The organism is Paenibacillus sp. 8b26 (assembly GCF_050626875.1).
GTDB lineage: Bacteria > Bacillota > Bacilli > Paenibacillales > Paenibacillaceae > Paenibacillus.
Window position 1 is genome coordinate 4,747,665 of sequence record NZ_CP192445.1, and the last position, 23,784, is coordinate 4,771,448.

At 46.7% G+C, this 23,784-nt stretch carries 18 protein-coding genes; 17 read left to right on the plus strand and 1 reads right to left on the minus strand.

Features of this window, described 5'->3' with window-relative positions:
* Positions 1-70: 70 nt before the first annotated feature.
* Both ACQ4MX_RS22150 and ACQ4MX_RS22155 read left to right on the plus strand, forming a co-directional pair.
* Entirely contained in the window at positions 71-583 is a 513-nt protein-coding gene (locus ACQ4MX_RS22150; protein WP_137064042.1) for an adenine phosphoribosyltransferase, read from the plus strand.
* Between the two features lie 217 nt (positions 584-800).
* The gene (locus ACQ4MX_RS22155) at positions 801-2,858 is read left to right on the plus strand and encodes a methyl-accepting chemotaxis protein (protein ID WP_431087325.1); all 2,058 of its coding nucleotides are present in this window, start codon (positions 801-803) and stop codon (positions 2,856-2,858) included.
* Between the two features lie 139 nt (positions 2,859-2,997).
* Here the strand turns inward: ACQ4MX_RS22155 and uraA are convergent, their stop codons facing one another.
* The gene (gene uraA / locus ACQ4MX_RS22160) at positions 2,998-4,308 is read right to left on the minus strand and encodes a uracil permease (protein WP_431087326.1); all 1,311 of its coding nucleotides are present in this window, start codon (positions 4,306-4,308) and stop codon (positions 2,998-3,000) included.
* Between the two features lie 269 nt (positions 4,309-4,577).
* Between uraA and ACQ4MX_RS22165 the strand changes: the two genes are divergently transcribed.
* From ACQ4MX_RS22165 to citE, 15 genes are all read left to right on the plus strand, one after another.
* The gene (locus tag ACQ4MX_RS22165; protein WP_431087328.1) at positions 4,578-6,755 is read left to right on the plus strand and encodes a RelA/SpoT family protein; all 2,178 of its coding nucleotides are present in this window, start codon (positions 4,578-4,580) and stop codon (positions 6,753-6,755) included.
* 138 nt (positions 6,756-6,893) lie between these two features.
* Positions 6,894-7,340, plus strand: a complete 447-nt coding sequence (gene dtd / locus ACQ4MX_RS22170; protein ID WP_013372633.1) for a D-aminoacyl-tRNA deacylase — start codon at positions 6,894-6,896, stop codon at positions 7,338-7,340.
* 41 nt (positions 7,341-7,381) lie between these two features.
* The gene (locus ACQ4MX_RS22175; RefSeq protein WP_431087331.1) at positions 7,382-7,606 is read left to right on the plus strand and encodes a hypothetical protein; all 225 of its coding nucleotides are present in this window, start codon (positions 7,382-7,384) and stop codon (positions 7,604-7,606) included.
* Between the two features lie 160 nt (positions 7,607-7,766).
* Positions 7,767-8,273, plus strand: a complete 507-nt coding sequence (locus ACQ4MX_RS22180; protein WP_431087333.1) for a type 1 glutamine amidotransferase domain-containing protein — start codon at positions 7,767-7,769, stop codon at positions 8,271-8,273.
* Between the two features lie 62 nt (positions 8,274-8,335).
* Complete coding sequence (locus ACQ4MX_RS22185; RefSeq protein WP_431087335.1) at positions 8,336-8,809, plus strand: hypothetical protein; 474 nt, start codon at positions 8,336-8,338, stop codon at positions 8,807-8,809.
* Between the two features lie 690 nt (positions 8,810-9,499).
* Complete coding sequence (gene hisS, locus ACQ4MX_RS22190; protein WP_134913066.1) at positions 9,500-10,744, plus strand: histidine--tRNA ligase; 1,245 nt, start codon at positions 9,500-9,502, stop codon at positions 10,742-10,744.
* A 153-nt stretch (positions 10,745-10,897) separates the two neighbouring features.
* Entirely contained in the window at positions 10,898-12,676 is a 1,779-nt protein-coding gene (gene aspS / locus ACQ4MX_RS22195; protein ID WP_431087337.1) for an aspartate--tRNA ligase, read from the plus strand.
* A 155-nt stretch (positions 12,677-12,831) separates the two neighbouring features.
* Complete coding sequence (locus ACQ4MX_RS22200; RefSeq protein ID WP_134913068.1) at positions 12,832-13,581, plus strand: tRNA threonylcarbamoyladenosine dehydratase; 750 nt, start codon at positions 12,832-12,834, stop codon at positions 13,579-13,581.
* A gap of 73 nt (positions 13,582-13,654) precedes the next feature.
* Entirely contained in the window at positions 13,655-14,953 is a 1,299-nt protein-coding gene (locus ACQ4MX_RS22205; protein ID WP_431087339.1) for an NCS2 family permease, read from the plus strand.
* A gap of 97 nt (positions 14,954-15,050) precedes the next feature.
* Positions 15,051-16,868, plus strand: a complete 1,818-nt coding sequence (locus tag ACQ4MX_RS22210; protein ID WP_431087341.1) for an ABC transporter ATP-binding protein — start codon at positions 15,051-15,053, stop codon at positions 16,866-16,868.
* A 566-nt stretch (positions 16,869-17,434) separates the two neighbouring features.
* On the plus strand, positions 17,435-18,115 hold the full coding sequence (locus tag ACQ4MX_RS22215; RefSeq protein WP_431087343.1) for a response regulator transcription factor: 681 nt from the start codon (positions 17,435-17,437) through the stop codon (positions 18,113-18,115).
* Between the two features lie 658 nt (positions 18,116-18,773).
* Entirely contained in the window at positions 18,774-20,123 is a 1,350-nt protein-coding gene (locus ACQ4MX_RS22220) for a 2-hydroxycarboxylate transporter family protein (RefSeq protein WP_431087345.1), read from the plus strand.
* A gap of 188 nt (positions 20,124-20,311) precedes the next feature.
* The gene (locus ACQ4MX_RS22225) at positions 20,312-22,555 is read left to right on the plus strand and encodes an ATP-binding protein (protein ID WP_431087347.1); all 2,244 of its coding nucleotides are present in this window, start codon (positions 20,312-20,314) and stop codon (positions 22,553-22,555) included.
* A 45-nt stretch (positions 22,556-22,600) separates the two neighbouring features.
* On the plus strand, positions 22,601-22,894 hold the full coding sequence (gene citD, locus ACQ4MX_RS22230) for a citrate lyase acyl carrier protein (RefSeq protein WP_431087349.1): 294 nt from the start codon (positions 22,601-22,603) through the stop codon (positions 22,892-22,894).
* Positions 22,895-23,776 (plus strand): citrate (pro-3S)-lyase subunit beta, encoded by an 882-nt coding sequence (citE, locus tag ACQ4MX_RS22235; protein WP_431087350.1) that lies wholly within the window; start codon positions 22,895-22,897, stop codon positions 23,774-23,776.
* Positions 23,777-23,784: the final 8 nt, after the last annotated feature.

Below are 23,784 nucleotides of genomic sequence, written 5' to 3' on the forward strand. Positions count from 1 at the left end.
GGCATAGCCTCAAGGCTGAGGATGTAGGATGGCTATACTAAATTAGAAGTTTACAGTAGGAGGAACTAAGTTGGACTACAAAGAATATATTCGGGTGATTCCCGATTTTCCACAACCAGGGATTAGTTTTAAGGATATTACGACCCTGATGAAAAACGGAGAACTGTACCGCAAGGCAATCAATGATATGAAGGAACTGGTGTCGGATTTGAAAATTGATCTGATTGCAGGTCCCGAAGCACGTGGATTCGTTGTAGGTGCGCCTCTGGCTTATGCGCTTGGTGTTGGTTTTATTCCCATCCGTAAAAGTGGGAAGCTGCCTGGTGAGACTATCGAGGAAGCATATGGTTTGGAATACGGCAAGGACATGCTAGCTATGCATAAGGATGCAATTGAGCCGGGACAAAATGTTTTGATTGCCGATGATCTGCTTGCTACAGGCGGAACCATCGCTACATCAGTGAATTTGGTACGTCAGCTTGGTGGAAATGTGGTAGGGACTGCTTTTCTTATAGAGCTGTCTGATCTGAATGGACGGGCGAAATTGCCTGACGTTGATGTATTTACGCTGATTACGTACTAAGCGCTCTAAAGCCTGGGGGTTTCCCGGGAAATATTTGAGCATGAATAACAAAAATAGCTCGATGGAACCTCTCTTTTCTAAAAGAGTTGCTCCATCGGGCTATTTTTTTAGGTGTTTTTGGTTGGAAATGTAATTTACATAAACCCTCCATTCATTTACGAAAATCGTTATAAAAAAATTGAACAAAATGACGATAAACAGTTAAAAAGGGGTAGGGGTGGTCATATTGCGTACATTTCAATTTAAAAGCTTACAGGCACGAATATTCTCTGCCTTGGTTCCTCTTGTACTTGTGACTTTGATTTTAATCAGTTTATTGTCTTACTTTTTTGCCAAGCAAAAGCTGGACTCGGAAATTAGCCAGAATGCTACCCAATCTTTGTCGGGAGTTAAAACCGATATCGCAGCCAATGTGGATCGGCATGCTTTACTTGTCTCCGTGCTGGCCAAGAGTGCAGAGCAGCTGGGAACAGGAATGAAGATCGACGATTATGGACATTTGTATGAACAAGAGCTGGCATTGAATGATATGACATATGGTCTGGGTGTCTTTTTCGCCAAGGATGCGTATGAGCCAGATACGACATATCGATCCAATTATGTGCATAGAGATGGCGAACAGATGAAGCAAACGACTGAATATGATGATCCACAATATGACTATTTAACACAGCAGTGGTATACAGGGGCTGTTGAGCGTGGTAAAGATATAAACTTTACGGAGCCTTTTTACGATTCCAAAATGAAAGTAAATATGATTACTGCCGGAAAAGCATTTTATGACCGAACAGGTAAGCTGATGGGTGTCATTACGGGTGACTTAAGTATGGCGAGTATTCAAGCCTATATCGAACGGATGAAATTCGGTGCCCAAGGAAGCGCGGTTTTGATGGACAAGAATGGAGCGATCCTGTCATCGGGACTCCAATCCATAAAAGCAGGTGAACCGCTGGCGAAAGTGTTGGGTATGGAGGAGGCAGAAGCTATCCAAAATGGTGCTTCCGGGCAGTTGTCCGCGTCCATCGGGAATGAGGATTATCGGATATTGTATGATACAATACCGCAAATCGGTTGGAAAATTGGGGTGCTGCTGCCGGATTCGGAGCTGAATCGTCCTGCGAACGAAATGCTTAAGTTGCTCCTTATCGTTAGTACTATCGGAATCCTATTGATTATGGGGGCTTTGCTGGTTAGCAATTCGGGAATGGTCAAAGAAATTAAAAAAATAATGCAGATGACGAATCGTATGGCCATTGGAGATTATACAGTTAAGGTATCTCATAATCGTAAGGATGAGTTTGGTCAAATGGCAGAGGGAATCAATCAGGTGATTGCTGCTACAAGGGAGATGGCAAGTCGCTTGAGCGAAGAATCCGGCGTGATTACGACGGTATCCTCAACTATTTCTCGGGATATTTCTGGCGCAGCTGAGGATGCGAAGCACAATGCTGACGAGTTGGCTCAGGTAAAAGAAGGCGCAGAACTACAATTGGCTGCTGCGGCAGAGAGTGCGACTGCGATGGAGGAAATGGCTGCTGGCGTTCAACGTATTGCCGAATCCATACAGCAGGTATCTGAAGGTACCACAGGCATTGAACATAAGGCTCATCAAGGAAATGAACGTTTGACCGAGGTCACCCGAGGAATGCACAAAGCGAAGGTATCTATGGATGAAGCAGGCAAGGTAGTAGGTTCGTTGAATGAACGGTCGGCCCAGATCGGCAGCATTATCGGGATCATTCAGGAAATTAGCGGGCAGACCAAGCTACTGTCGCTGAATGCCTCTATTGAGGCAGCACGTGCGGGTGAACATGGACGTGGATTCGCCGTTGTGGCTTCAGAGATCGGCAAGCTTGCCGTAAATGTTAGCCAGTCTGCGGAGCAAATTACAAGCCGAATCCGGTCCATGCAGGAAGAAACGAAATCAGCAATGGAAGGAATGCAACAGGGCACTCTGGAGATGGATGAAGGAGTGGCAATTTTGCAGGAGGTTGAGCAGCGCTTTGCTGCAATGAATCAAGATATCCAGCAGGTTGCGATTGAAGTGCAGGAGGTCTCATCGGCCTCGGAGCAAATGTCAGCAGGCTCAGAGGAGGTTGCAGCATCTATTAGTTACCTTGCCGATATTACGAAAGCTTCTGCTGAACGTGCTGGGCAAGCCTCGGAACGGTCCGAACGGCAACTGAAAGCGTTGGAAGGTCTGGATAGCTCAGCCAAGTCGCTTACAGGCGTTTCTGATACGCTCAATCAGGTGGTATCCCGTTTTCGTGTGTGATATTTTTTTGAAAAAACAGGCAGTATGATAAAAAAATCGCCGCTCTCCATATGCTGTGGTCAACACGTTTTGCCGTTTGGCAGGTTGTGTTCATTCTCAGCACATGGAGTCGGCGATTTTTAATATGGTGAGACAGGCATCAATCCGGTGTTTTTTCTGTCAAGGGTTCTTGAGTTTTATCATTGGACCAACCAAGAACTTCAATCAGCTTGAAGAACAGGCTAAGGATAATGCCAATAATCGTAGCCAGTGCCATACCTTTCAGGGTAACAGCGCCCCAAGTGAGTGTAGCACCGCTGATTCCAACAACAAGTACAACCGTAGCAAGCAGCATGTTAGTCGGCTTGGCGAAATCAACTTTTTGCTCCACAAAGATTCTCAGACCGGAGGCCGCAATGACACCGAACAGCAGCAAGGATACTCCACCCATGACCGGAGCCGGGATATTGGAAACAATCGCCGAGAAGGTGCCTGAGAAGGACAGCAGGATGGCAATGACAGCCGCTCCGCCAATCACCCATACAGAGTACACTTTCGTTAAAGCCATGACCCCGATATTTTCACCATAGGTTGTATTGGGCGTCGAGCCGACAAAGCCGGAAAAGATAGTAGAGATACCGTTACCCAGCAGCGAACGATGCAGTCCGGGATCTTTGGACAGCTCGCGTCCGACAATGTTGCTGGTCACAAGCAAATGCCCGATATGCTCCACGATAACCACCAGAGCGACTGGAAGAATTGTCAGCATAGCCGAGGTGTTAAATACTGGAGTAGTAATTGCAGGGTGTCCGAAAAAAGGAGCGTCCGCAATTGCTTGCGTATTTACCATGCCCATAAAGTAAGCGAGCACATACCCCACCACGATACCAATCAGAATATGAATGATTTTGGCAAACCCGCGAAACAGCACGGCTCCCAGAACAGTGACACCTAGTGTAACAAGGGAAAGGGTAATGGTTTTGGGATCCGGGGTCCAGGCTTTGGTGGGATCGGCATTGATAATGCCTGCCATGCCTGCTGCAACCGGAACCAGCTCCAGACCAATCAGGGCTACGATGGAGCCCATGACAGCCGGTGGGAATACAACGTCCAGCCACCGGGTTCCGGCATATTTGATCACCAGCGCAACAAGGCAGAAAATAATACCTGTAACAATGAAAGCGCCGAGGGCCATGGCATAACCATTGCCACCGGGGTTATTTTTAAGCACGAGACTAACTGGAGCGATAAAAGCGAAGCTGGAGCCGAGATAGGCAGGAATCTTGCCACGGCAGATCCAGATGTACAGCAATGTGCCAATTCCGTTCATTAGCAAAATCATGCCGGGATCGACACCGAAGATATTCGGTACCAGCACGGTACTGCCAAACATGGCAAACAAATGCTGTACGCTGAGCAGGAACCCGGGTCCTGCCGGAAGCTTTTCATTAACTTGAATTTCGCGTTGCAACGCAGTTCACTCCTTAGTTCTTTCAATTATTCTTATATACATTAATTACTTTTCGTATTTTTTTCAATATAATTCGTTTCATTTCAACAATAATCCTGATTTCATTGAACCGAGTGTGTCGGAATGACACGACAATGCCAAACCTGTAACAGTTGACGTGTGACGTGCTAACCGTCATAATTATAGGAAATCACTTTTAAAAGGGAACCTTTGCGCGACATTGATCGGCGGGTTCCATTTTGCATAGAAAGGACACGGAATAGAGCAGAATGGGGATAGAGCAATTACTTAAAAAGGCCGGGGCCTATACCAGAGAAGCAGATCTTATCCGCATCAGGGAAGCCTATGATTTTGCCGAGCAGGCCCATTCAGGCCAGACTCGCAAGTCCGGTGAACCTTATATTCTGCATCCGCTTGCGGTTGCTGATATCGTCGTTAATATGCAGATGGATACCATCTCCATTATCGCCGCTCTTTTACATGACGTTGTGGAGGATACGACGGTGTCTTTGGCGCAGATTCGCGAGCATTTTGGCGATACATGTGCGATGCTTGTCGATGGTCTGACGAAGCTGGAGCGTATCCAGTTCCGTTCCAAGGAAGAACAGCAGAACGAAAATTATCGAAAAATGTTTATCGCCATGGCACAGGACATTCGTGTCATTGTCATCAAGTTGGCGGATCGTCTGCATAACATGCGTACCTTGAAATACCAGTCCGAGGAAAGCCAGCGCCGGATTGCTTATGAAACGCTGGAAATTTTCTGTCCGATTGCAAATCGACTAGGTATTTCCGCAATTAAATGGGAAATGGAAGATATTGCTCTGCGCTATCTGAATCCCCAGCAATACTATCGCATCGCCAATTTGATGCACAAGAAGCGGGCAGAGCGGGAGCAGTTTATTGATAACGTCATAGAACGCATCGCTGAGAAGCTCGAAGAGATGGGCATTCAGGCTGATCTATCCGGGCGTCCGAAGCATATTTACAGTGTGTTTAAAAAAATGACCACGAAGAACAAGCAATTCAATGAAATATATGATTTGCTGGCGATTCGGATTATTGTGGATAACATTAAGGACTGCTATGCCACACTAGGCATTATCCATACATTGTGGAAACCGATGCCGGGGCGATTTAAAGACTACATCGCCATGCCTAAGGCCAACATGTATCAGTCCCTTCATACGACAGTAGTCGGTCCGAACGGCGAACCAACCGAGGTACAGATTCGCACGGTCGATATGCATCGAACTGCTGAATTCGGGATCGCGGCCCACTGGGCGTACAAAGAAGGCAACGGATCGAATAACACCAATTTTGAGGATAAAATCACCTTTTTTCGCGAAATTCTGGAGTTGCAAAATGAGGCGAAGGACGCGTCGGAATTTGTGGAATCGCTCAAAATGGACTTTTTTTCTGATCTTGTTTTTGTATTTACGCCAAAAGGTGAGGTTATTGAGCTGCCAGCCGGATCGGTTCCGCTGGACTTTGCTTTCCGCATCCATACTGAAGTCGGGAACCGCACAATTGGCTCCAAGGTCAACGGAAGAATTGTGCCACTGGACTATCGGCTTAAAACCGGCGATATCGTCGAAATTATGACGTCCAAGCATTCTTATGGACCTAGTCAGGACTGGCTCAAAATTGCTCAGTCCTCTCACGCGCGCAGTAAAATCAAGCAATGGTTCAAGAAGGAAAAGCGTGAGGAAAATGTCGAAAAAGGCCGTGAGAATCTGGAACGCGAGCTGAGAAAACGCGATATAGAGCCTTCGGTGTGGATGAGCGACGACAAGCTTCAGGAAGTTGCGCAGAAGTTTTCTTTTAACGATATCGAGGATATGTTATCTGCGATCGGTTTTGGTGGGATTACAGCAGCGCAGGTCTGCACACGTCTAACAGAAAAGCTGCGCCGGGAGCAAGAAGAGGCACGACTGATTGAGTTGACGTCTGAGGTCAAGGAATATAAACCGCAGGGCGAACGAAAAAAAACACCGACCAATGGTGTCAGCGTCAGAGGCGTCGACAATTTGCTCGTACGTTTTGCACGATGCTGTAATCCCGTGCCGGGAGACGACATCATCGGTTATGTAACACGTGGACGCGGCGTATCTGTTCACCGCACGGACTGTCCGAACATCCCTTCGGGTACGGGCGAAGATCAGGCGCGTGTGATTGAGGTTGAGTGGGAAGAAGCCGCAGAAGTGAATTACAGCGTCGATATTGAGATTACGGGTCATGATCGTAACGGCTTGTTGAACGAGGTACTACAGGCTATTTCAGAAAATAAAACCAGCTTCTCAGCCGTTACAGGCCGTACGGACAAAAATAAAATGGCGATGATTCACATTACGATACTCATTCGCAATACGGATCATTTACATTCTGTTGTAGAGCGGATCAAACGGGTGAAAGATGTATACACCGTTCACCGGATTATGCAATAACCCTTGTGGACGTGAAGATAGGTTTACAGCCTTTGTAACGAAGTTTGGGTATAAAGACCCGTTATGTCGCTAAAAGAGACGTGAGCAGCCTGTAGGTGGCTTTTACAGGGCAAGGATAAAGGAGACAGCGGACAGGCGATGAAGATTATTATTCAACGCTGTAAAGACGCTCAGGTAACGGTTAATCAAAAGGTGGTCGGCAAGATCGGAACCGGATTAATGCTGCTGGTCGGTATTGGTCAGGGAGATACGGCGGCCGATGCCGTTTATTTAGCGGACAAAACAGCGGGATTACGTATTTTTGAGGATGCTGAAGGCAAAATGAACGACAGTGTGCTGGATGTTGGCGGAGCTATTTTGTCGGTCTCTCAGTTTACGCTGTATGGCGACTGCCGTAAGGGCAGACGACCCAACTTCATGGGTGCGGCCAAGCCTGAGGAAGCAGAGAAGCTGTACGATTTTTTCAACAGTCAGCTTCGTGCGAAGGGTTTGGAGGTCGAGACAGGAATTTTCGGGGCCATGATGGATGTGTCGTTGACCAACTGGGGTCCGGTGACGCTGATTCTGGATAGCGAACGGTCGTAGTAGAGCTGAGTAGCATAAAATGACCGTTCAGGGGGACGATAATGTCATCCCGGCTGGTGATTAGCCAGGCGGATAGCCTTAAGGGTGACAGGAGAGACGAAGCCATGCGTCAAACCCCAAAAGTGGACGGTTATCGAACCGCTGCACTTCTTTTTCCCGGTAGTATTCAGGAGGCAACCAGCCTCACTCGTGGGAGTGACACGTTATTACAGCATGTCGCAGTAGCTATAGACAAGCCGGGGCGTGGTGCTTTGCCGCGCAGGTAGGGAAGGAGCCGAGAGGCTCCTTTTTCTTTTTCACTGCTTCGAATTGTTATAAAAACAGATCAAGCGGGTAATAACAAAGCGTGGTAGACAAATGAAGATTTGTCACAAACTTAAATTACAACTCATCTTGAGGATAACCGGAAAGGAGATCTGAACGATTATGAGTAAAATTGCGTTTTTGTTGGCTGATCAATTTGAGGATTCCGAAATGCAAGTGCCTTACGATGAATTAAAGAAAGCCGGGCATGAGGCGGATATTATCGGTCTGAAACAAGGCGAAAAGGTGAACGGCAAGCAAGGTAAAGCAAGCTACACCATTGAAAAGGCCATTGGGGATGTGGCATCAAGTGACTATGATGCTGTTGTTATTCCCGGCGGATCATCCCCGGAAAATCTGCGTCTGGATGCGTATGTTCTCAAATTCGTGACTGAAATTAACGAGGCCAAGAAAACGATTGGGGCGATCTGCCATGGTCCGCAAATTTTGGCGAGCGCTGGTTTGTTACAGGGACGAACGATTACAGCTTATCCTCCTTTGAAAGATGACTTGATTAACGCGGGTGCCCATTTTGAGGATCGCGAGGCGGTTGTGGACGGTAACTTTATTACGTCTCGTACACCTCAAGATGAGCCTGCTTTTGTGCGTGAGCTCTTGAAGGTGTTGTAATTTCACTGTGAATGCTTCTGTGAATGTATGCCAGTACAATTCCCATTTGAGGAGGATTTGATATGGCAAAGCAGATTCAGGCTTATTTTCGCACGGAGGATGAAGCTGAGGGTGCCAGAGCGTCGCTCCAAGTCTATAGAACGGAACATTTGGAAGTAGGTGCGCTGGATGATGCACTCGGCAGGGACACACGAGTGTTGATCCCGCTGGTTCCTTATAACAACACTGGTGCTGCGAGCATGTCAGGGGCGGCAGGTGCAGCAATACCTGCCGCTGGCGTTTATGGTGAGAACATTATTCCAGAGGTGGAGAATGGTGAGGCAGGCCGTGGCCCTGCACGCAGGGATTTGAACGAAGACCGGAGCGGGACGACGGATCACGACACAGGTCTACTTCATGCGACAGATGTTTACATTAACGGTGATCAGGATGAATTACGGTATGTGTTATCTGCGAAGGTGAACGATGCTGACTACGATGAGGTCGTTCATAAGCTTCGTTCCAATCGCGGTTATATAGCACAATTATTGGATTAAAGCTGAAAAAACCGTCATAAGTTTGTCGATAAATTGAGGAATTCAGATGTTATAGAACGGCTGTAATACAATTGTAATATTCGATACATCATTCCTTAATATTCGTTGTTTATAATAACGGCATGACCCCCTTTTGATATATCTTTTGAACCTGCGGACCGTTTCCGCAGGTTATTTTCTTTTTATAGGGACTTATTTGTCTTATTGTGAAGGGAATGTCTTGACTTTGTCGAAGCGGTTCATTAAAATCATAAAATAATGAAAAATGATTTGATGACGGGACCAAGTACTCCGAACCCACAAGCGCAGAGAGGAATTTCCAGGCTGTAAAAATTCCCTTGATGAGCGGACGAATGACCTCCCCGAGAACAGGCGGCGAACAATTGAGGAATACCTACTGAAGTACATTGCAACTGTGCCGACAGTGGATAATCCTGCATAATAGCCGTACTGCGCGTTACGGGCGTTATACGTATGAGCGGAGTCAGTGTAATGCTGACGGGCAATGAGTGATTCTTACGCTGGTTGTCTGGGTAACTCCGGAATGTGGGTGGTACCACGGGTGATTTGTAAACGACAATCCCTCGTCCCTGTTAATGCTAACAGGACGAGGGATTTTTTGTTTTATATTGAAAAGTGGAGCAAGAAGAAAGCGCACAATAAGAAATACAACGACGGGGGGATACGTTAATGGCCTTTCAAAAACCGACGGGAACACAGGATTTGCTGCCGGGCAGTGTAGAAAAATGGCAATTTGTCGAGGAAAAAGCCCGCGAGATTAGCCGCCGCTTTAATTATCGTGAAATCCGTACACCGATGTTTGAGCAAACGAATTTGTTCGTTCGAGGTGTGGGTGAAACGACGGATGTGGTGGAAAAGGAAATGTACACCTTTGAGGACAAAGGGAAGCGCAGTATGACTTTACGTCCGGAAGGGACAGCAGGCGTGGTTCGCTCCTATGTGGAGAACAAGCTATACGGGGAGCCGGATGTAACGAAGCTGTATTATATCGGTCCAATGTTCCGCTATGAGCGTCCACAGGCTGGACGTCAGCGCCAGTTCCACCAATTCGGTATTGAGGCTTTTGGTGCGGTAGATCCTGCACTGGACGCAGAGGTTATCGCTTTCGGGTATCAGTTCTGCCGTGAGCTGGGTCTGAAAGGGGTAAAGGTGGAAATTAACTCAGTCGGCAATGCAGCCAGTCGTGCAGCCTACCGCCAGCATCTGGTGGACTTCCTGTTGCCGATCAAGGATACGTTGACCAAGGAGAGCCAAGCGCGTATTGAGCGTAATCCGTTGCGAGTGCTGGATAGCAAGGATGACCAGGACAAATTTGGCGGTGCGCCTTCCATTTTGGATAGCTTGGACGAGGAATCCCGCACACACTTTGAGAAGGTGAAGCAAAATTTGGACGCTATGGGTGTGGAATATACAGTCAACCCGCGCTTGGTACGGGGACTGGATTATTATACGTTGACCGCGTTCGAATTCAAAGCTGAAGGGATTGGAGCCATTGACACCATCGGTGGAGGCGGACGCTATAACGGACTGGTTGGCGATCTGGGCGGACCGGATCAGCCGGGTATTGGCTTCGGTATCGGACTGGAGCGGATTCAGCTAATCTTGGAGCATCAGGGTATCGAATTGAACGAAGCCAAGCCGCTGGATGTATATATGGTGGCATTGGGTGAAGCGGCAGAAACGGAAGTGACCAGACAGCTGTTCAAGCTGCGTCAAGCCGGATTCTCCGCAGAGCGAGATTATCTGGGTCGCAAAATGAAGGCACAGATGAAATCAGCAGATCGTTTTAAAGCACGGTATACTGCGATTTTGGGCGAGGATGAGCTGGTACGAGGTGAAATTGCACTGAAAAACATGGAAACTGGCGAGCAGCGTACCGTCAAGCTGGATCAACTGGTGGAAGAGCTGGGTTAAAACCCAGACCATCTTTTATTATCATCTGTGATGCAGTAAGCATGAGAGACAACAAATATGTATTGAAGTAACCGAGTAACATTCAGTCGGGTGGAACTTCCCTCGGCTGGTCAGATAGCATCAACTACTAAAACATAAACAGGAGTGTGTATTATGAAAAGGAGTCATCAATGCGGCGCATTAACCCATGCGCATATCGGAGAAACAGTTACATTGAACGGTTGGGTACAAACCCGTCGTGACCTGGGAGGCGTACTTTTTATCGACCTGCGTGACCGCAGCGGGATTGTACAAATCGTGTTTAACCCGGCATATTCCGGTGACGCGCTGCAAATTGCGGACCGTGTTCGTAGTGAATACGTACTCGAGGTTACGGGTACAGTGGTCAAGCGTGATGCCGAAACCATTAACGCGAACCTGCCTACAGGTGAAATTGAAGTACGTATTACGGAAATTGAAGTATTGAATGCAGCCAAAACACCTCCGTTCTTTATTGAGGATGGCGTCGAAGTGGACGAGTCGCTGCGTTTGAAATACCGTTATCTGGACCTGCGTCGTCCGGAAATGCACCAGACGTTGAAACTGCGTTCCAAAGCAGCAAAAGTATTCCGTGACTTCCTGGACGGTGAAGATTTCATCGAGGTAGAAACGCCAATTTTGACGAAAAGTTCGCCGGAGGGTGCACGTGACTATTTGGTGCCAAGCCGTGTGCATGAGGGTGAGTTTTTTGCATTGCCGCAATCGCCACAACTTTACAAGCAATTGCTGATGGTGGGTGGCGTAGAACGCTACTACCAAATTGCACGTTGCTTCCGCGACGAAGACCTGCGTGCCGACCGCCAGCCTGAATTTACACAGGTCGACATTGAGACCTCCTTCATGCAGCAGGATGACTTGCTGCCCATGATGGAGCAACTGATGGTGAAGCTGTTCAGAGAGACGGTTGGTGTTGAACTGGAAACTCCGTTCCAACGGATTACACATGCCGATGCAATGGACAAGTACGGCTCTGACAAGCCGGATCTGCGTTTTGGCCTTGAGTTGATTCATGTCAATGATATCGTGGCAAGTAGCGGTGTGAAGGTATTTGCTTCTGTAATTGAAAAAGGCGGCGAGGTTAAGGTCCTCAATGCTAAGGGATGTGGCACATGGAGCCGCAAAGATATTGACGATCTGGGTCCTTATGCTGCACGTTACGGTGCCAAAGGTCTGGCTTGGATTCAAGTGAAAGAAGGCGAATTCAAGGGGCCTATCGTTAAATTCTTTACACCGGAAGAAATCGAGGCTCTGAGAGAGCGTACGGGAGCTGAAGAAGGCGACTTGTTGCTCTTCTCTGCGGATAACAAAAAAGTCGTAGCTGATGTGTTGGGTGCGCTTCGTCTGAAAATTGGCCGTCAACTGGGTCTGATCGACGACAACGTATACAAATTTGCATGGGTTGTGGACTTCCCGCTGCTTGGCTATGATGAAGAACAAAAACGTTATGTGGCGGAACACCATCCGTTCACTCGTCCGAAGGACGAAGACCTTGCCGTCTTGGACACAGACCCAGGTCAAGTTCGTGCTCAGGCCTATGACATCGTACTGAACGGCTATGAAGTGGGCGGTGGCTCGATGCGGATTTACAAACGTGATGTACAGGAGAAAATGTTCAATGCTCTTGGCCTGTCGCCGGAAGTAGCTAATGAAAAATTCGGCTATCTGTTGGATGCGTTCGAATATGGTACGCCTCCACATGGTGGTATTGCCTTCGGTTTTGACCGTCTTGTGATGCTGCTTGCGGGTCGTACAAACCTGCGCGAAACCATTGCATTCCCGAAAACAGCCAATGCAACAGATTTGCTGATGGACGCACCGTCCGAAGTGGATCAAGGTCAATTGGAGCAGCTTCATATCCGTCTTGCTCCGAAGCCAGTTACTCCTAAAGCTTAAGACGAACGTTTGCTTTTACAATTGCCCTACATGGGCTTGTGAATAGTTTATAAAATGCCATGAACCCGTTACCCTCTTATGGATAATGGGTTCGTGGTTTGTATGCATGAAGTTCAAGCATAGTGTCTAAATCAGTGAGGGAGGATATGTACCATATGCTGCATCAATTTTCAAGAACAGAACTGGCCATCGGGACTGAGGGTCTGGAGGTTATGAAAAATAGCACGGTAGCCGTGCTGGGTATCGGCGGTGTCGGCTCCATTGCGGTAGAAGCGCTGGCACGGACCGGTGTTGGACGCATCATTTTGATTGATAAAGACGTCGTAGATATTACCAATATTAATCGCCAGATTCATGCGCTGACGACAACGGTAGGTCAAAAAAAGGCCGATCTGATGGTAGAGCGTGTGAAGCTGATTAACCCTGAATGTGAAGCGATTGCACTGAACATGTTTTATACGGAAGAAACGTATGAGGAGCTGTTCAAGTACGATCTGGATTATGTGCTGGATGCCTCGGATACGATTATTTATAAAATTCATTTGATCAAGGAATGTCTGAAACGGGGGATTCCGATGATCTCCAGTATGGGGGCTGCCAATAAAATGGACCCAAGCCGTTTTCAGGTGGCGGATATCTCCCAAACGAAAATGGACCCGATTGCCCGTGTAATCCGTACCAAGCTGCGCAAGGAAGGCATTACAAAAGGTGTCAAGGTCGTATACTCCGATGAGGAACCGATGAAGCCGCGTGAAGAGATTACGAAAAAAATCGTACCTGCGAACGCACCTGAGATCCGGAAGGCGAAGCAGCCGCCTGCGAGCAATGCTTTTGTACCCCCCGTGGCAGGATTGATCATGGTTAGTGTAGCTGTCAAAGATTTGTTAAACAAGGCTGGAGTGTAAGTCTGAAAATAAAACGTAGTACGTTTCTAGCTTTGCTGCAAACAGATCGAACAAATTGCTGGAGGGTTTTGGTATGAAGGGTGGACTATGGTCCAGAAGCCTCGGTTTCAAACCCGAGCATCATTGGAAAAAGGAAGTGGCCGCTGGTGCCATTTCCTATTTTTCCGTTGTATATATTGTAATGGTCAATGCGACCATTTTGGCAGATGCCGGGATTCCATTACAAGGGGCAATGCTGGGTACACTGCTCACGTCGATTATCGGCTGCCTGCTTATGGCCTTTGGCGGAAAGTCGCCAATGGTTGTTGTACCAGGGATGGGGATTAATGCTTTTTTCACTTATACGCTCGTACATTCTATGAAGCTGAGCTGGCAGGAAGCATTGATGGTGGTCACCATTACAGGTATTATATTCGCCGTTGTTGCATTTACGTCCTTGTACAAGCTGATTAGCCAGGCGATTCCTCATAATTTACAGCACGGAATTACGGTAGGAATTGGTTTGTTTTTGACCTTTATCGGATTGCAAAAAAGCGGCATTGTAATTGCTCATCAAACGACTTTTGTCGCGATCGGCCATTTTAATGACCCGAAGGTGATCACGGCTTGCGTAACATTGCTGCTCGCTATTGTGTTATTTGTGCGCAACGTTCAGGGAGGGCTGCTAATTAGTATTTTGGCAGGAACAGGACTTGCCTACGTACTGGGGGCTGTAGAACCGACAAGTGGAGTGCGAACCTCCGAAACAGTACGGCAGTATGGGCAATTGTTTGGCGAGTTATCCTTTTCAGGTATCGTTTCGATAGCCTTCTGGATCGCTGTTTTTTTGCTGCTGCTCATTGTTCTGTTCGAAAACATTGGGATGATTGCTGCGCAGACCAACATGATCGGAAGACCGGATACGTTCAAGAACAGCCTGCGAGTGTTAGCGGTAACCAATATTTTTGCCGGTATTTTAGGGAGCAGTCCGGCGGTAGCGGCTGCGGAATCGACGGCGGGTATTGCAGCAGGAGGTCGCTCAGGGGCGACGCCGCTGGTCACTGCCATTTTATTCGGGGCAACCTTCTTTTTTATTCCGTTACTTGCTTACATTCCTGATAGTGCCATTGCGCCCGTGCTCATCATCATTGGCGGTCTGATGGTACAAAATGTCCGTGAGATGGATTTTAGTGATTTTACCGAGGCGTTTCCTGCATTTCTGGTCATGGTGATGATGCCCTTTACGTATAGCATTGTAGACGGAATGGCATTTGGCTTTATTGCTTACCCCGTAGCCAAACTGGCAGCAGGGCGCGGCAAGGAAGTGCCTGTCGCATTGTATATCATTTCCGTATTGTTTGTGGCTAACTTTGTGCTTCATTCTCTGGTGTAGTAAACTCAAATTTAGGCTGTACTGTTCATACCCGCGCACAGCGCGGGTGTTGTTGTTTGGACAAGAATGGTCAGACAGGAAGCGAGGTAAATGGTTTATGGAAAAGGAACATCATCTACAGCAAGATGAACAGCAGAACAGTATGAAGGAAAAGCCGGGTAAAAAACCCGATAGGGCTGGTATGGGCAAGTTTATCAAATTGATTGCAAGCGCACACCCTCCCAAGGCCATTCTCGTTATCGCCCTGATTCTGACCTTGATTCAGACAATTTCCGGTTTAATTGTACCGCTGATGACCAAGGGACTGATCGACGGTTTGACCTTTTCTTCATTGAACCGAATGGTCATTCTTGGCTTGCTTGGGGCCTTCGTGCTCCAGGCTGTGGCTTCAGCGGTTTCCATTTATATGCTGAACTATGCCGGACACAAAATTGTGGCTAATTTGCGCAAACGCTTATGGCATAAAATTTTGTCTCTTCCCATTCCGTATTTTGACCGGAATCGTTCCGGGGATACGATGAGTCGTGTCACCAATGATACAAGTCTGATTATGAACCTGATTACGGAGTATCTTGTGAATCTGATTTCTAACGTAATTGCCATTATTGGCGGTATTGCCTTGCTTTTTTATCTGGATTGGGTCATGACACTCATTATTATGGCTATCGTTCCATTAACTGCGCTGATTTTATTTCCCGTGGGCAGGAAAATGTACCGTATATCCAAAAAGCAGCAGGATGAGATGGCTGATCTGACTTCGGTACTGAGTCAGGTTATCGGAGAGATCAGGCTGGTAAAGGCGTACGGGACGGAAAGCAGGGAAGCACAGGCCGGAGAGGATCGGATTTACCGGATGTTCCGTTTTGGCTTGCAGGAATCTCGTATTTTGGCGTTGGTAGGTCCCATTTCTACCTTCCTGCTGACCGCAGTGCTGGTCATTATTTTGGGTGTAGGTGGTGTTCGCGTCGCATCGGGTGTACTGACCGCGGGGGATCTGGTAGCTTTTATTTTGCTGCTGTTTCAGGTGATTACACCGATGGCCCAGTTCACGACCTTATATTCACGTCTGCAAAAGGTGGTGGGTGCCACGGAACGAATTCAGACGATTTTGGATCATGAAGAGGAGCCGCTGGAATTGAAGCAGGAAGCAACAAAAGAAAGCAGGGATATCGTGCTGCGTGATGTTGCCTTTTCCTATACTGAAGGTGAAGAGGTTCTTCATCATGCCAGTTTGGTCATTCCGGCAAACCGGACAACTGCATTTGTTGGACCGAGCGGAAGCGGCAAGTCCACGCTGTTTTCGTTGCTGGAACGTTTTTATGTACCGGATACGGGAGAGATTCGTTATGGAGATGAACCGATATCGTTGTATACACTATCCTCCTGGCGCTCCAAAATTGGCTATGTGTCGCAGGAAAGCTCGATGATGACCGGAACGGTCAGAGATAATATCACGTATGGCTTGGGACGGGAAGCTGATCTGGAGGAAGTGAGACAGGCAGCCACGATGGCGTACGCGGATGCGTTTATTATGGATTTACCGCAAGGCTATGAGACTGAAGTGGGTGAGCGGGGAATGAAGCTCTCCGGCGGGCAACGTCAACGGATTGCCATTGCTCGTGCGCTTCTACGTAGTCCGGATATTCTTATGCTGGACGAGGCTACATCCAGTCTGGACAGTTCATCCGAGCATGAGGTGCAAAAAGCGCTGGCGAATTTGATGGAAGGTCGTACGACGATTGTTATCGCTCACCGTTTGTCTACTGTGGTTCATTCCGATCAAATTATTGTGTTGGACAAGGGGAAGGTAACCGGTGCAGGAACCCACACGGAGCTGATTGAATCCCATGAGGTGTACCGAGAGCTGGCTCAAAAGCAGTTTGTGGAGATGGGGGAGAGAAGTATGGAGCATTAAAGGCCGCTTCGCGTGTGATTTGATCCTCCGATCGCTGTTGCCTCTGAATTCCTCTGATAGTAATGAGAACAGGGGGGGAATTCAGAGGCAAAGGCGAACGCTCCGCTTCTTCGGATTCAAATCACCCGCTTCGCTGATGCCGCAAAGGTTCATACTTTTATGGAAGGGCAGGGAAGGTCAATTTCACTGAATCATGAGGGGACATGTTCACTTACAGCAGCAAGTGGGGCGGAATTGGTTTTTCCAAAATCTTGACAAAAAGGTTTTATAAAGATATTCAACAAGGAATCAGGGAGTTTTTGAAGCTGTATGACATACAACATATAGAGTTGGCTAAAAGGATGCTAGACTAAAAGTGGATATCGAGAAGCGAGAATAAAATCAATTCATTTAGCAACTGTAGCCAAGGTACGTGTCTTGATCGAGTCTGCTCACAATGGCTATACTTGAAGTACCATAAGTGTTTCGACCCATAGGGCGCGTTTTGTTTTTTTGTATTCTTAAAAGGGTTTTCGTAAGAGGACTTTTAGAAAGGAATGGGGTCAAGAATGAGCAAACCGAGAGTATTGGTTGTTGATGATGAAAACGCTGTCAGAAAATTGATTAAAACGGTTCTTGAAGGCGATGGAATGGTTGTGCTTCAGGCTGAAAACGGCATGGAAGCCATGCGGATGATTAGCGAGGAGCCATTCGATCTCGTCCTCCTGGACATTATGATGGAAAATATTGATGGCTATGATGTACTTGGCCAAACGCGTAATATGGGCATCCATACGCCAATCATTTTTCTGAGCGGGAAAAAAGAAGACACAGATCAGATCATTGGACTTGGACTTGGGGCAGATGCCTATATTACCAAGCCATTTAGTCCTCTTGTGCTTTGTGCTCAGGTAAAGAACCAGATTAAAAGATATCGCCAGCTTCAGGAATCAAAACAACAAGCCTTACACATTGTGTTGGGACCATTTCTATTCAATCATCATACCTATACGTTTCAAAAAAATAATCAGGAAATCGCGTTGTCATCAAAAGAATTACAACTCATGAAATTTTTTATGGAGCACCCCAATCAGGTCTTCTCGAAAGAACAGCTATATCAAAACATCTGGAAAGATACGGTTGTCGATAATAATACGATTATGGTCTATATCAGACACCTGCGGACCAAAATTGAGGAAAATCCCACTAATCCGAAATATATCAAAACTGTCTGGGGAATCGGGTATCGTTTTTCCGTTGAAAGATAGATTAACTTTATACTTCTATCCAATCGTATATGTTCTCTTGAAAGCACGCCGATGGACCCGGGGGGCTTTTTTTCTACGGCTGATTATTTCTCTAGCCATCCTTAATTTAGTAATAAAAGGGAATACATAACTTTGGAGGGCGGCATCACAATGCCTCTAATAAAATTGTAGCGACTCCGCCTCAAACATACTTCTATCTCAAAGATATTGCCAAGCCCGTCGTCTAGACTGCAAACTTAAAACCGGACACAAAATCCCTCGCACCAATAATGACCAGAACGTTTTTTAGTCAAACCAGGACGATGTACCGACGAACCACGGGACACCGCAGTGGGAATGAACATATTCTCCGCTGCGGTGAGTTTGTCGTGCCCGTCGAGATTCTTTAGCCGGAAGCGAATTATGCAAAATGCTGAACAAGCTGTGTTAGTAAATGAGTCAACCGTATTTTTTTCTTGAAAACGCTGACATATTTTTGTCACGTGGTTCTTAAAAACATTTAAGGATTACTCAGAATACTTTAAGATTTGCTTTTTACAATTTAGTTATCTCGAATCATCCAATGAGTGAAAACGTTTTACTACAAAGTCTTGTGAACACCTGGGCTAGCGATTGATTCGAGGATAAAACGCAGATTGATCATCTAGGAGGCGATCAAGTGGTCACTAATAATCTACAAGAAGCCGCAGAGCTTAAGCTACAGCCACGAACAGAGTCCAAATGGAAAAAGGTGTTGAATTACAAGATTGGAGGGGTCATTCCTGTAGGCCTTTACATCCCGTTTATGGCTGTTGTCTACATGCTGATGAACTCCGGAAAGCTCGGTAGTGATATGCCTGGGGCTGTATCTGTCATGGTATTGTATGGTTTTATTCTGGCGGAGATTGGAAAGCGCATCCCTATTCTGAAGGATATCGGCGGCGCTGCAATTATGGCAACGTTTGTTCCTTCTTACATGGTGTATGCTCATCTTCTCCCGCAGTCAGCAATTGATTCCGTTACTGTCTTTATGGATAATACCAATTTCCTGTATGTGTACATCGCAATTGTTATCGCTGGTAGCATCCTTGGTATGAACCGGGAACTCATGATAAAAGCGGTTGTTAGATTGGCTGTTCCTTTGACGATCGGATCTATTCTCGGAACAGGCGTCGGTTTGCTTACAGGTGTGGCTTTGGGAATCCCTGCGTATGATACCTTGTTTTATATCCTTGTTCCTATCATGGCGGGAGGCGTTGGTGAAGGTGCGATTCCACTCTCTATTGGCTACGCCCAAATTTTAGGCTCGACCCAAGGTGAACAATTTGCCATGGTTATTCCTGCGGTCATGTTGGGTAGCTTGTGTGCTATTATCTTGTCCGGATTGTTGAAAAAACTGGGGGATAGAAAACCAGAACTTACCGGTAACGGCACGCTACTCAAAACAGGGGATAGCGATGTTTTGGGACTTGCAGAGGATAAAAACAAAAAACCGCTTGATCTTTATCAAATGGCTGCCGGAGCCATTTTAGCTATCGGATTCTTCATGGTAGGTACCTTAGCCGCTGAGTTTGTTGGTCTGCCTGGTCCGATCGTCATGCTCTTTGCGGCATTCCTGGCAAAATATTTTGGTTGGTTGCCAAAATTCCTTGAAGACGGAGCGCAACAGATGCAACGTTTCTTTGTTATCGCTGTAACGTACCCGCTCCTGCTTGCGGTTGGTGTTGCTAAAACACCATGGGAGGCACTGATTTCTGTAATCAGCCCTGCTTATTTCATCACCATTTTTGTAACTGTATTAACCGTGGTTGCGAGTGGATATTTTGCTGGTAAATGGATGAAAATGTATCCGGTTGAAGCTGCGATTATTACTTCTACTCGATGCAGCCAAGGTGGAACAGGGGATGTTGCGATTCTTTCTGCAGCCGATAGAATGGCACTCATGCCATTTGCCCAGGTATCCACGCGTCTCGGTGGTGCAGCAACGGTAACACTTGCTATTTTCCTGCTGCGATACCTTACACACTAAGATAGTGAAATCTTAAAAAAAATTAATAATTTGACAGGATACTTTAAGATCTTGTCGTTACAATGAAGATGTCTTGAGACACCATTTAGTAGACGAACGTGAATAACTGTATAATCGGAAGCGAACTAGCCCTAGCACTAGGGCTAGGAACTGATGGGCTACTAGCTCGATGGAGATGGTAAAACAGGATGAGATTTCAACGAGAGATACTGTTTTACTATCGAAACCATTTTTCATTCATCACGATGCTAGCGCTTCCGATTTCTTTTCTAGTTCTACTGTGGATGGCATACGGTTCATATATGGACGGAGAACGTACCGTGATTGAACAGCAGCAGCAGCAATTGCTAACGATTGCCAAGTTAAACAGCACGTCTATTGAATCCTTTTTCGACGAACAAATGCACACGCTGCAAATATTGACGGGCAACCGGCAGATGTCGCTCGCCATAGCAAATAATAATGAAGCTGTGATTGACGAAAACCTATCTGCTTATTATGCCGCCAAAAAAGATAGCATCTATCGGATTAGCCAGGTGAACCTAGAGGGGAGAGTGGTACACACTTTTCCCAAGCGCAACCGTACGGATGCGATGAAAGCCTATGAATTAATCAAGGATGATATACAAAGGGTGCTGCAAGAAAAAAAACCGTTCATCGCAGGTGCCAAGCTGGAGAAGCAAGGCCATTATATTGTGCATCTGTTTCAGCCTGTTTATCTCGATGGGAAATTTCAAGGTGCGCTCATCAGTGTGGTAAAGCTAAACGCTGTGTATGAGAAGCTGTTGAAGCCGATTCGCGTGGGGACCAAAGGTTATATCCATGTCAAGGATCAGCAAGGCTACTATCTCATGCACCCGAGCGAAGAAAATATCGGGTTATCGCTATCAGCGATGAAGGCTAAATACCCGGGGCTTGATTACCGTGATCTGGAGAAACTGTTCAAAATGCAGCTTACCCAGGAACAAGGCTCAGCTTTCTACCAATCGTACTGGTGGGGTGACGAATTCTATACCAAGACGAAAAAGATCGAGGCATTTTCCCGTGTTCATCTCGGTGACTCGTTTTGGGTGGTTGCCGCCGCCATGAACTACGATGATGTGAGAGAACCGATTGAACAAAATCGAATTAAAACCATTGAAATTTTTTCAATGATTGTCCTGACGTTGGCTTGTGCCGTTTATATCATCATGAGGACGAAGAAAAATAAAGAGGCTCTGGAATACGAGACGAGGTATTTGCGGGAACTGAATAACAAAAACGAGCTGTTGAGAAAAAAGGATCTACAATTGCAGCACTCGCAGAAGCTACAGTTGATCGGCACGATATCAGGGGAAATTGCTCACGATTTCAATAATTTGCTAACTCCCATCAAAGGCTATGCAGAAATCATGCTTAGCAGGATAGAACCTGCTGAAGAAATTTATGATTACGTCAGTGAGATTTATGATGCTTCCGAGAAAGCAAGATTGATAATCGAGGAAATCCTGCTATTGAGCCGGCTGGAGAGTGGAAAGGTCAAGAAAAACGCTCCGGTCAAGGTTGAAGAACAGGTCGAAGAGGCACTGGGACTCATAAAATCCTTCCTCTCGCCCAAAGTGAATGCTGTGTTCAAAAAACGGGTAGATTCAGCCGTTATTTTTGCAAATAAAGTACAGATTCATCAGGTCATTATGAACCTGTGCAACAATGCCTATCAAGCAATGAAAACAACCGGTGGTGAACTAAAAATCATATTGGATACCATTCCCTTGCAAGAGGTAAAAAAAATCCGCGAGAACGTCTTGGAAGTCAGCGATTATGTTACTTTATCTGTCTCGGATACGGGGAGAGGGATGAGTGACGACACCTTGCAGAAAATCTTTGATCCTTTTTTCACAACCAAACCGGCAGGAGAGGGTACGGGGCTTGGATTGTATATCGTCCAAAGCATTCTCGAAAAACATCAAGGATTTATTACCGTGGATTCGGAGTTGGGCAGGGGTAGTACGTTTACGGTGTATCTACCGAAAACGGAGTTTGTAGCAAAAGAGACAGAGATAAATATAAACCCTGTGTTTACTGAACAAAAGCGCATTCTTTTGGTCGATGATAAACAGCGCGTATTGAAAGCGATGAGAAGAGGACTGGAATCGTATGGTTTCCACGTTGAGACAGAATCAGACAGTGTGGAAGCATTGCAGCGGTTTGAAAAGTCTCCAAACCATTACGATCTGGTCATTACGGATCAGGCAATGCCTTATCTGACGGGTACGGAATTGGCTGAACGTATCAAGGTAATCAACCCAAGTATGAAAATCATCCTGATTACCGGTTATGTCGAGGATCACGTGGTGGCATACAAGGAGAGATTGATCATTGATGAATACATGTGTAAGCCTGTAGCAGGTTCAGATATGGCACAAATGATTTATAAGGTTCTGCAATCCTGAAGATGGAGAGTATCTACCATCCAATTGGCAAAAGAGGTGTAGACATTGATTATTCAGCAAGTAGGCATGGCCGGTACACTGGAATCAAGCGATATTACGATTTCCATCGAGCCGAACGGGACGAAAGGTATTGAAATCGAGTTGAAAAGTACCGTAGAGAACCAGTTCGGGAACCAGATTCGCAAAGTGATTCTCGAAACATTACAAGGAATGGGCATTGAACATGCATATGTCCGCGCGAATGATAAAGGCGCACTGGATTGCACCATTAAGGCTAGAGTAATGACAGCCGTAAGCAGAGTGGTCGAGGGAGACTGCCGACCATGGGAGGCGGAATAGATGCAGAAACTGAGAAGGACCATGTTGTATGTTCCAGGGAATAACCCGGGGATGATCCGGGACGCCCATATCTATGGGGCAGATTCGATTATGATCGACCTTGAGGATTCCGTTTCCCTATACGAAAAAGATGCGGCACGTTTGCTGGTTTACCAGGCTTTGAAAACTTTTGATTTTGGGGGCATCGAGGTGCTGGTCAGGGTAAACCCACTCCATACGCCGTATGGCAGAGACGATTTTGAAGCGATTGTACGAGCAAAGCCAACTGCCATTCGATTGCCGAAAACGGAGACCGCTGATGACGTGATTGAGGCGGATGAATTGATTACCGAAATTGAACAAAAGATCGGCATGGAGCATGGGACAATCAAGCTTTTTGCAGCGGTTGAGAGTGGCAAGGGTGCATTGAATGCGGCGCAAATTGCGATTGCCAGCAAGCGGCTTATCGGCATCGCTATCGGGGCGGAGGATTTTGTCACAGACCTGAAGACAACGCGCTCGCCAGAAGGCATTGAGCTATTGACAGCACGAAGCCTTATACTATTTGCGGCCAGAGCTGCTGGCATTGCTGCTGTCGACACAGTCTACTCGGATATAAATAATGAGGAAGGCTTTGCCAACGAGGTGAAGCTGATCAAACAGCTAGGCTTTGATGGCAAATCCATTATTAACCCGCGTCAGATCGAGATTGTAAACCGCATCTATACGCCAACAGAAGCAGACATCAAAAAATCAAAGCGGATCATTGAGGCCAGTCTCGAAGCGGAGGCAAAAGGCTCAGGTGTGATCAGTCTCGACGGTAAAATGATTGACCGTCCGATTGTAGAACGTGCGCGTAGAGTACTTGACCTGGCGGAAGCGGCAAAAATAAACGTAGAGTAAGGTGAATG

Bases quoted from the DNA above. Each gene is read 5' to 3' on its own strand.
- ACQ4MX_RS22165 (WP_431087328.1), top strand. From the start codon at position 4,578: ATGGGGATAGAGCAATTACTTAAAAAGGCCGGGGCCTATACCAGAGAA.
- dtd (WP_013372633.1), top strand. From the start codon at position 6,894: ATGAAGATTATTATTCAACGCTGTAAAGACGCTCAGGTAACGGTTAAT.
- ACQ4MX_RS22175 (WP_431087331.1), top strand. From the start codon at position 7,382: ATGTCATCCCGGCTGGTGATTAGCCAGGCGGATAGCCTTAAGGGTGAC.
- ACQ4MX_RS22180 (WP_431087333.1), top strand. From the start codon at position 7,767: ATGAGTAAAATTGCGTTTTTGTTGGCTGATCAATTTGAGGATTCCGAA.
- ACQ4MX_RS22185 (WP_431087335.1), top strand. From the start codon at position 8,336: ATGGCAAAGCAGATTCAGGCTTATTTTCGCACGGAGGATGAAGCTGAG.
- hisS (WP_134913066.1), top strand. From the start codon at position 9,500: ATGGCCTTTCAAAAACCGACGGGAACACAGGATTTGCTGCCGGGCAGT.
- aspS (WP_431087337.1), top strand. From the start codon at position 10,898: ATGAAAAGGAGTCATCAATGCGGCGCATTAACCCATGCGCATATCGGA.
- ACQ4MX_RS22200 (WP_134913068.1), top strand. From the start codon at position 12,832: ATGCTGCATCAATTTTCAAGAACAGAACTGGCCATCGGGACTGAGGGT.
- ACQ4MX_RS22205 (WP_431087339.1), top strand. From the start codon at position 13,655: ATGAAGGGTGGACTATGGTCCAGAAGCCTCGGTTTCAAACCCGAGCAT.
- ACQ4MX_RS22210 (WP_431087341.1), top strand. From the start codon at position 15,051: ATGGAAAAGGAACATCATCTACAGCAAGATGAACAGCAGAACAGTATG.
- ACQ4MX_RS22225 (WP_431087347.1), top strand. From the start codon at position 20,312: ATGAGATTTCAACGAGAGATACTGTTTTACTATCGAAACCATTTTTCA.
- citE (WP_431087350.1), top strand. From the start codon at position 22,895: ATGCAGAAACTGAGAAGGACCATGTTGTATGTTCCAGGGAATAACCCG.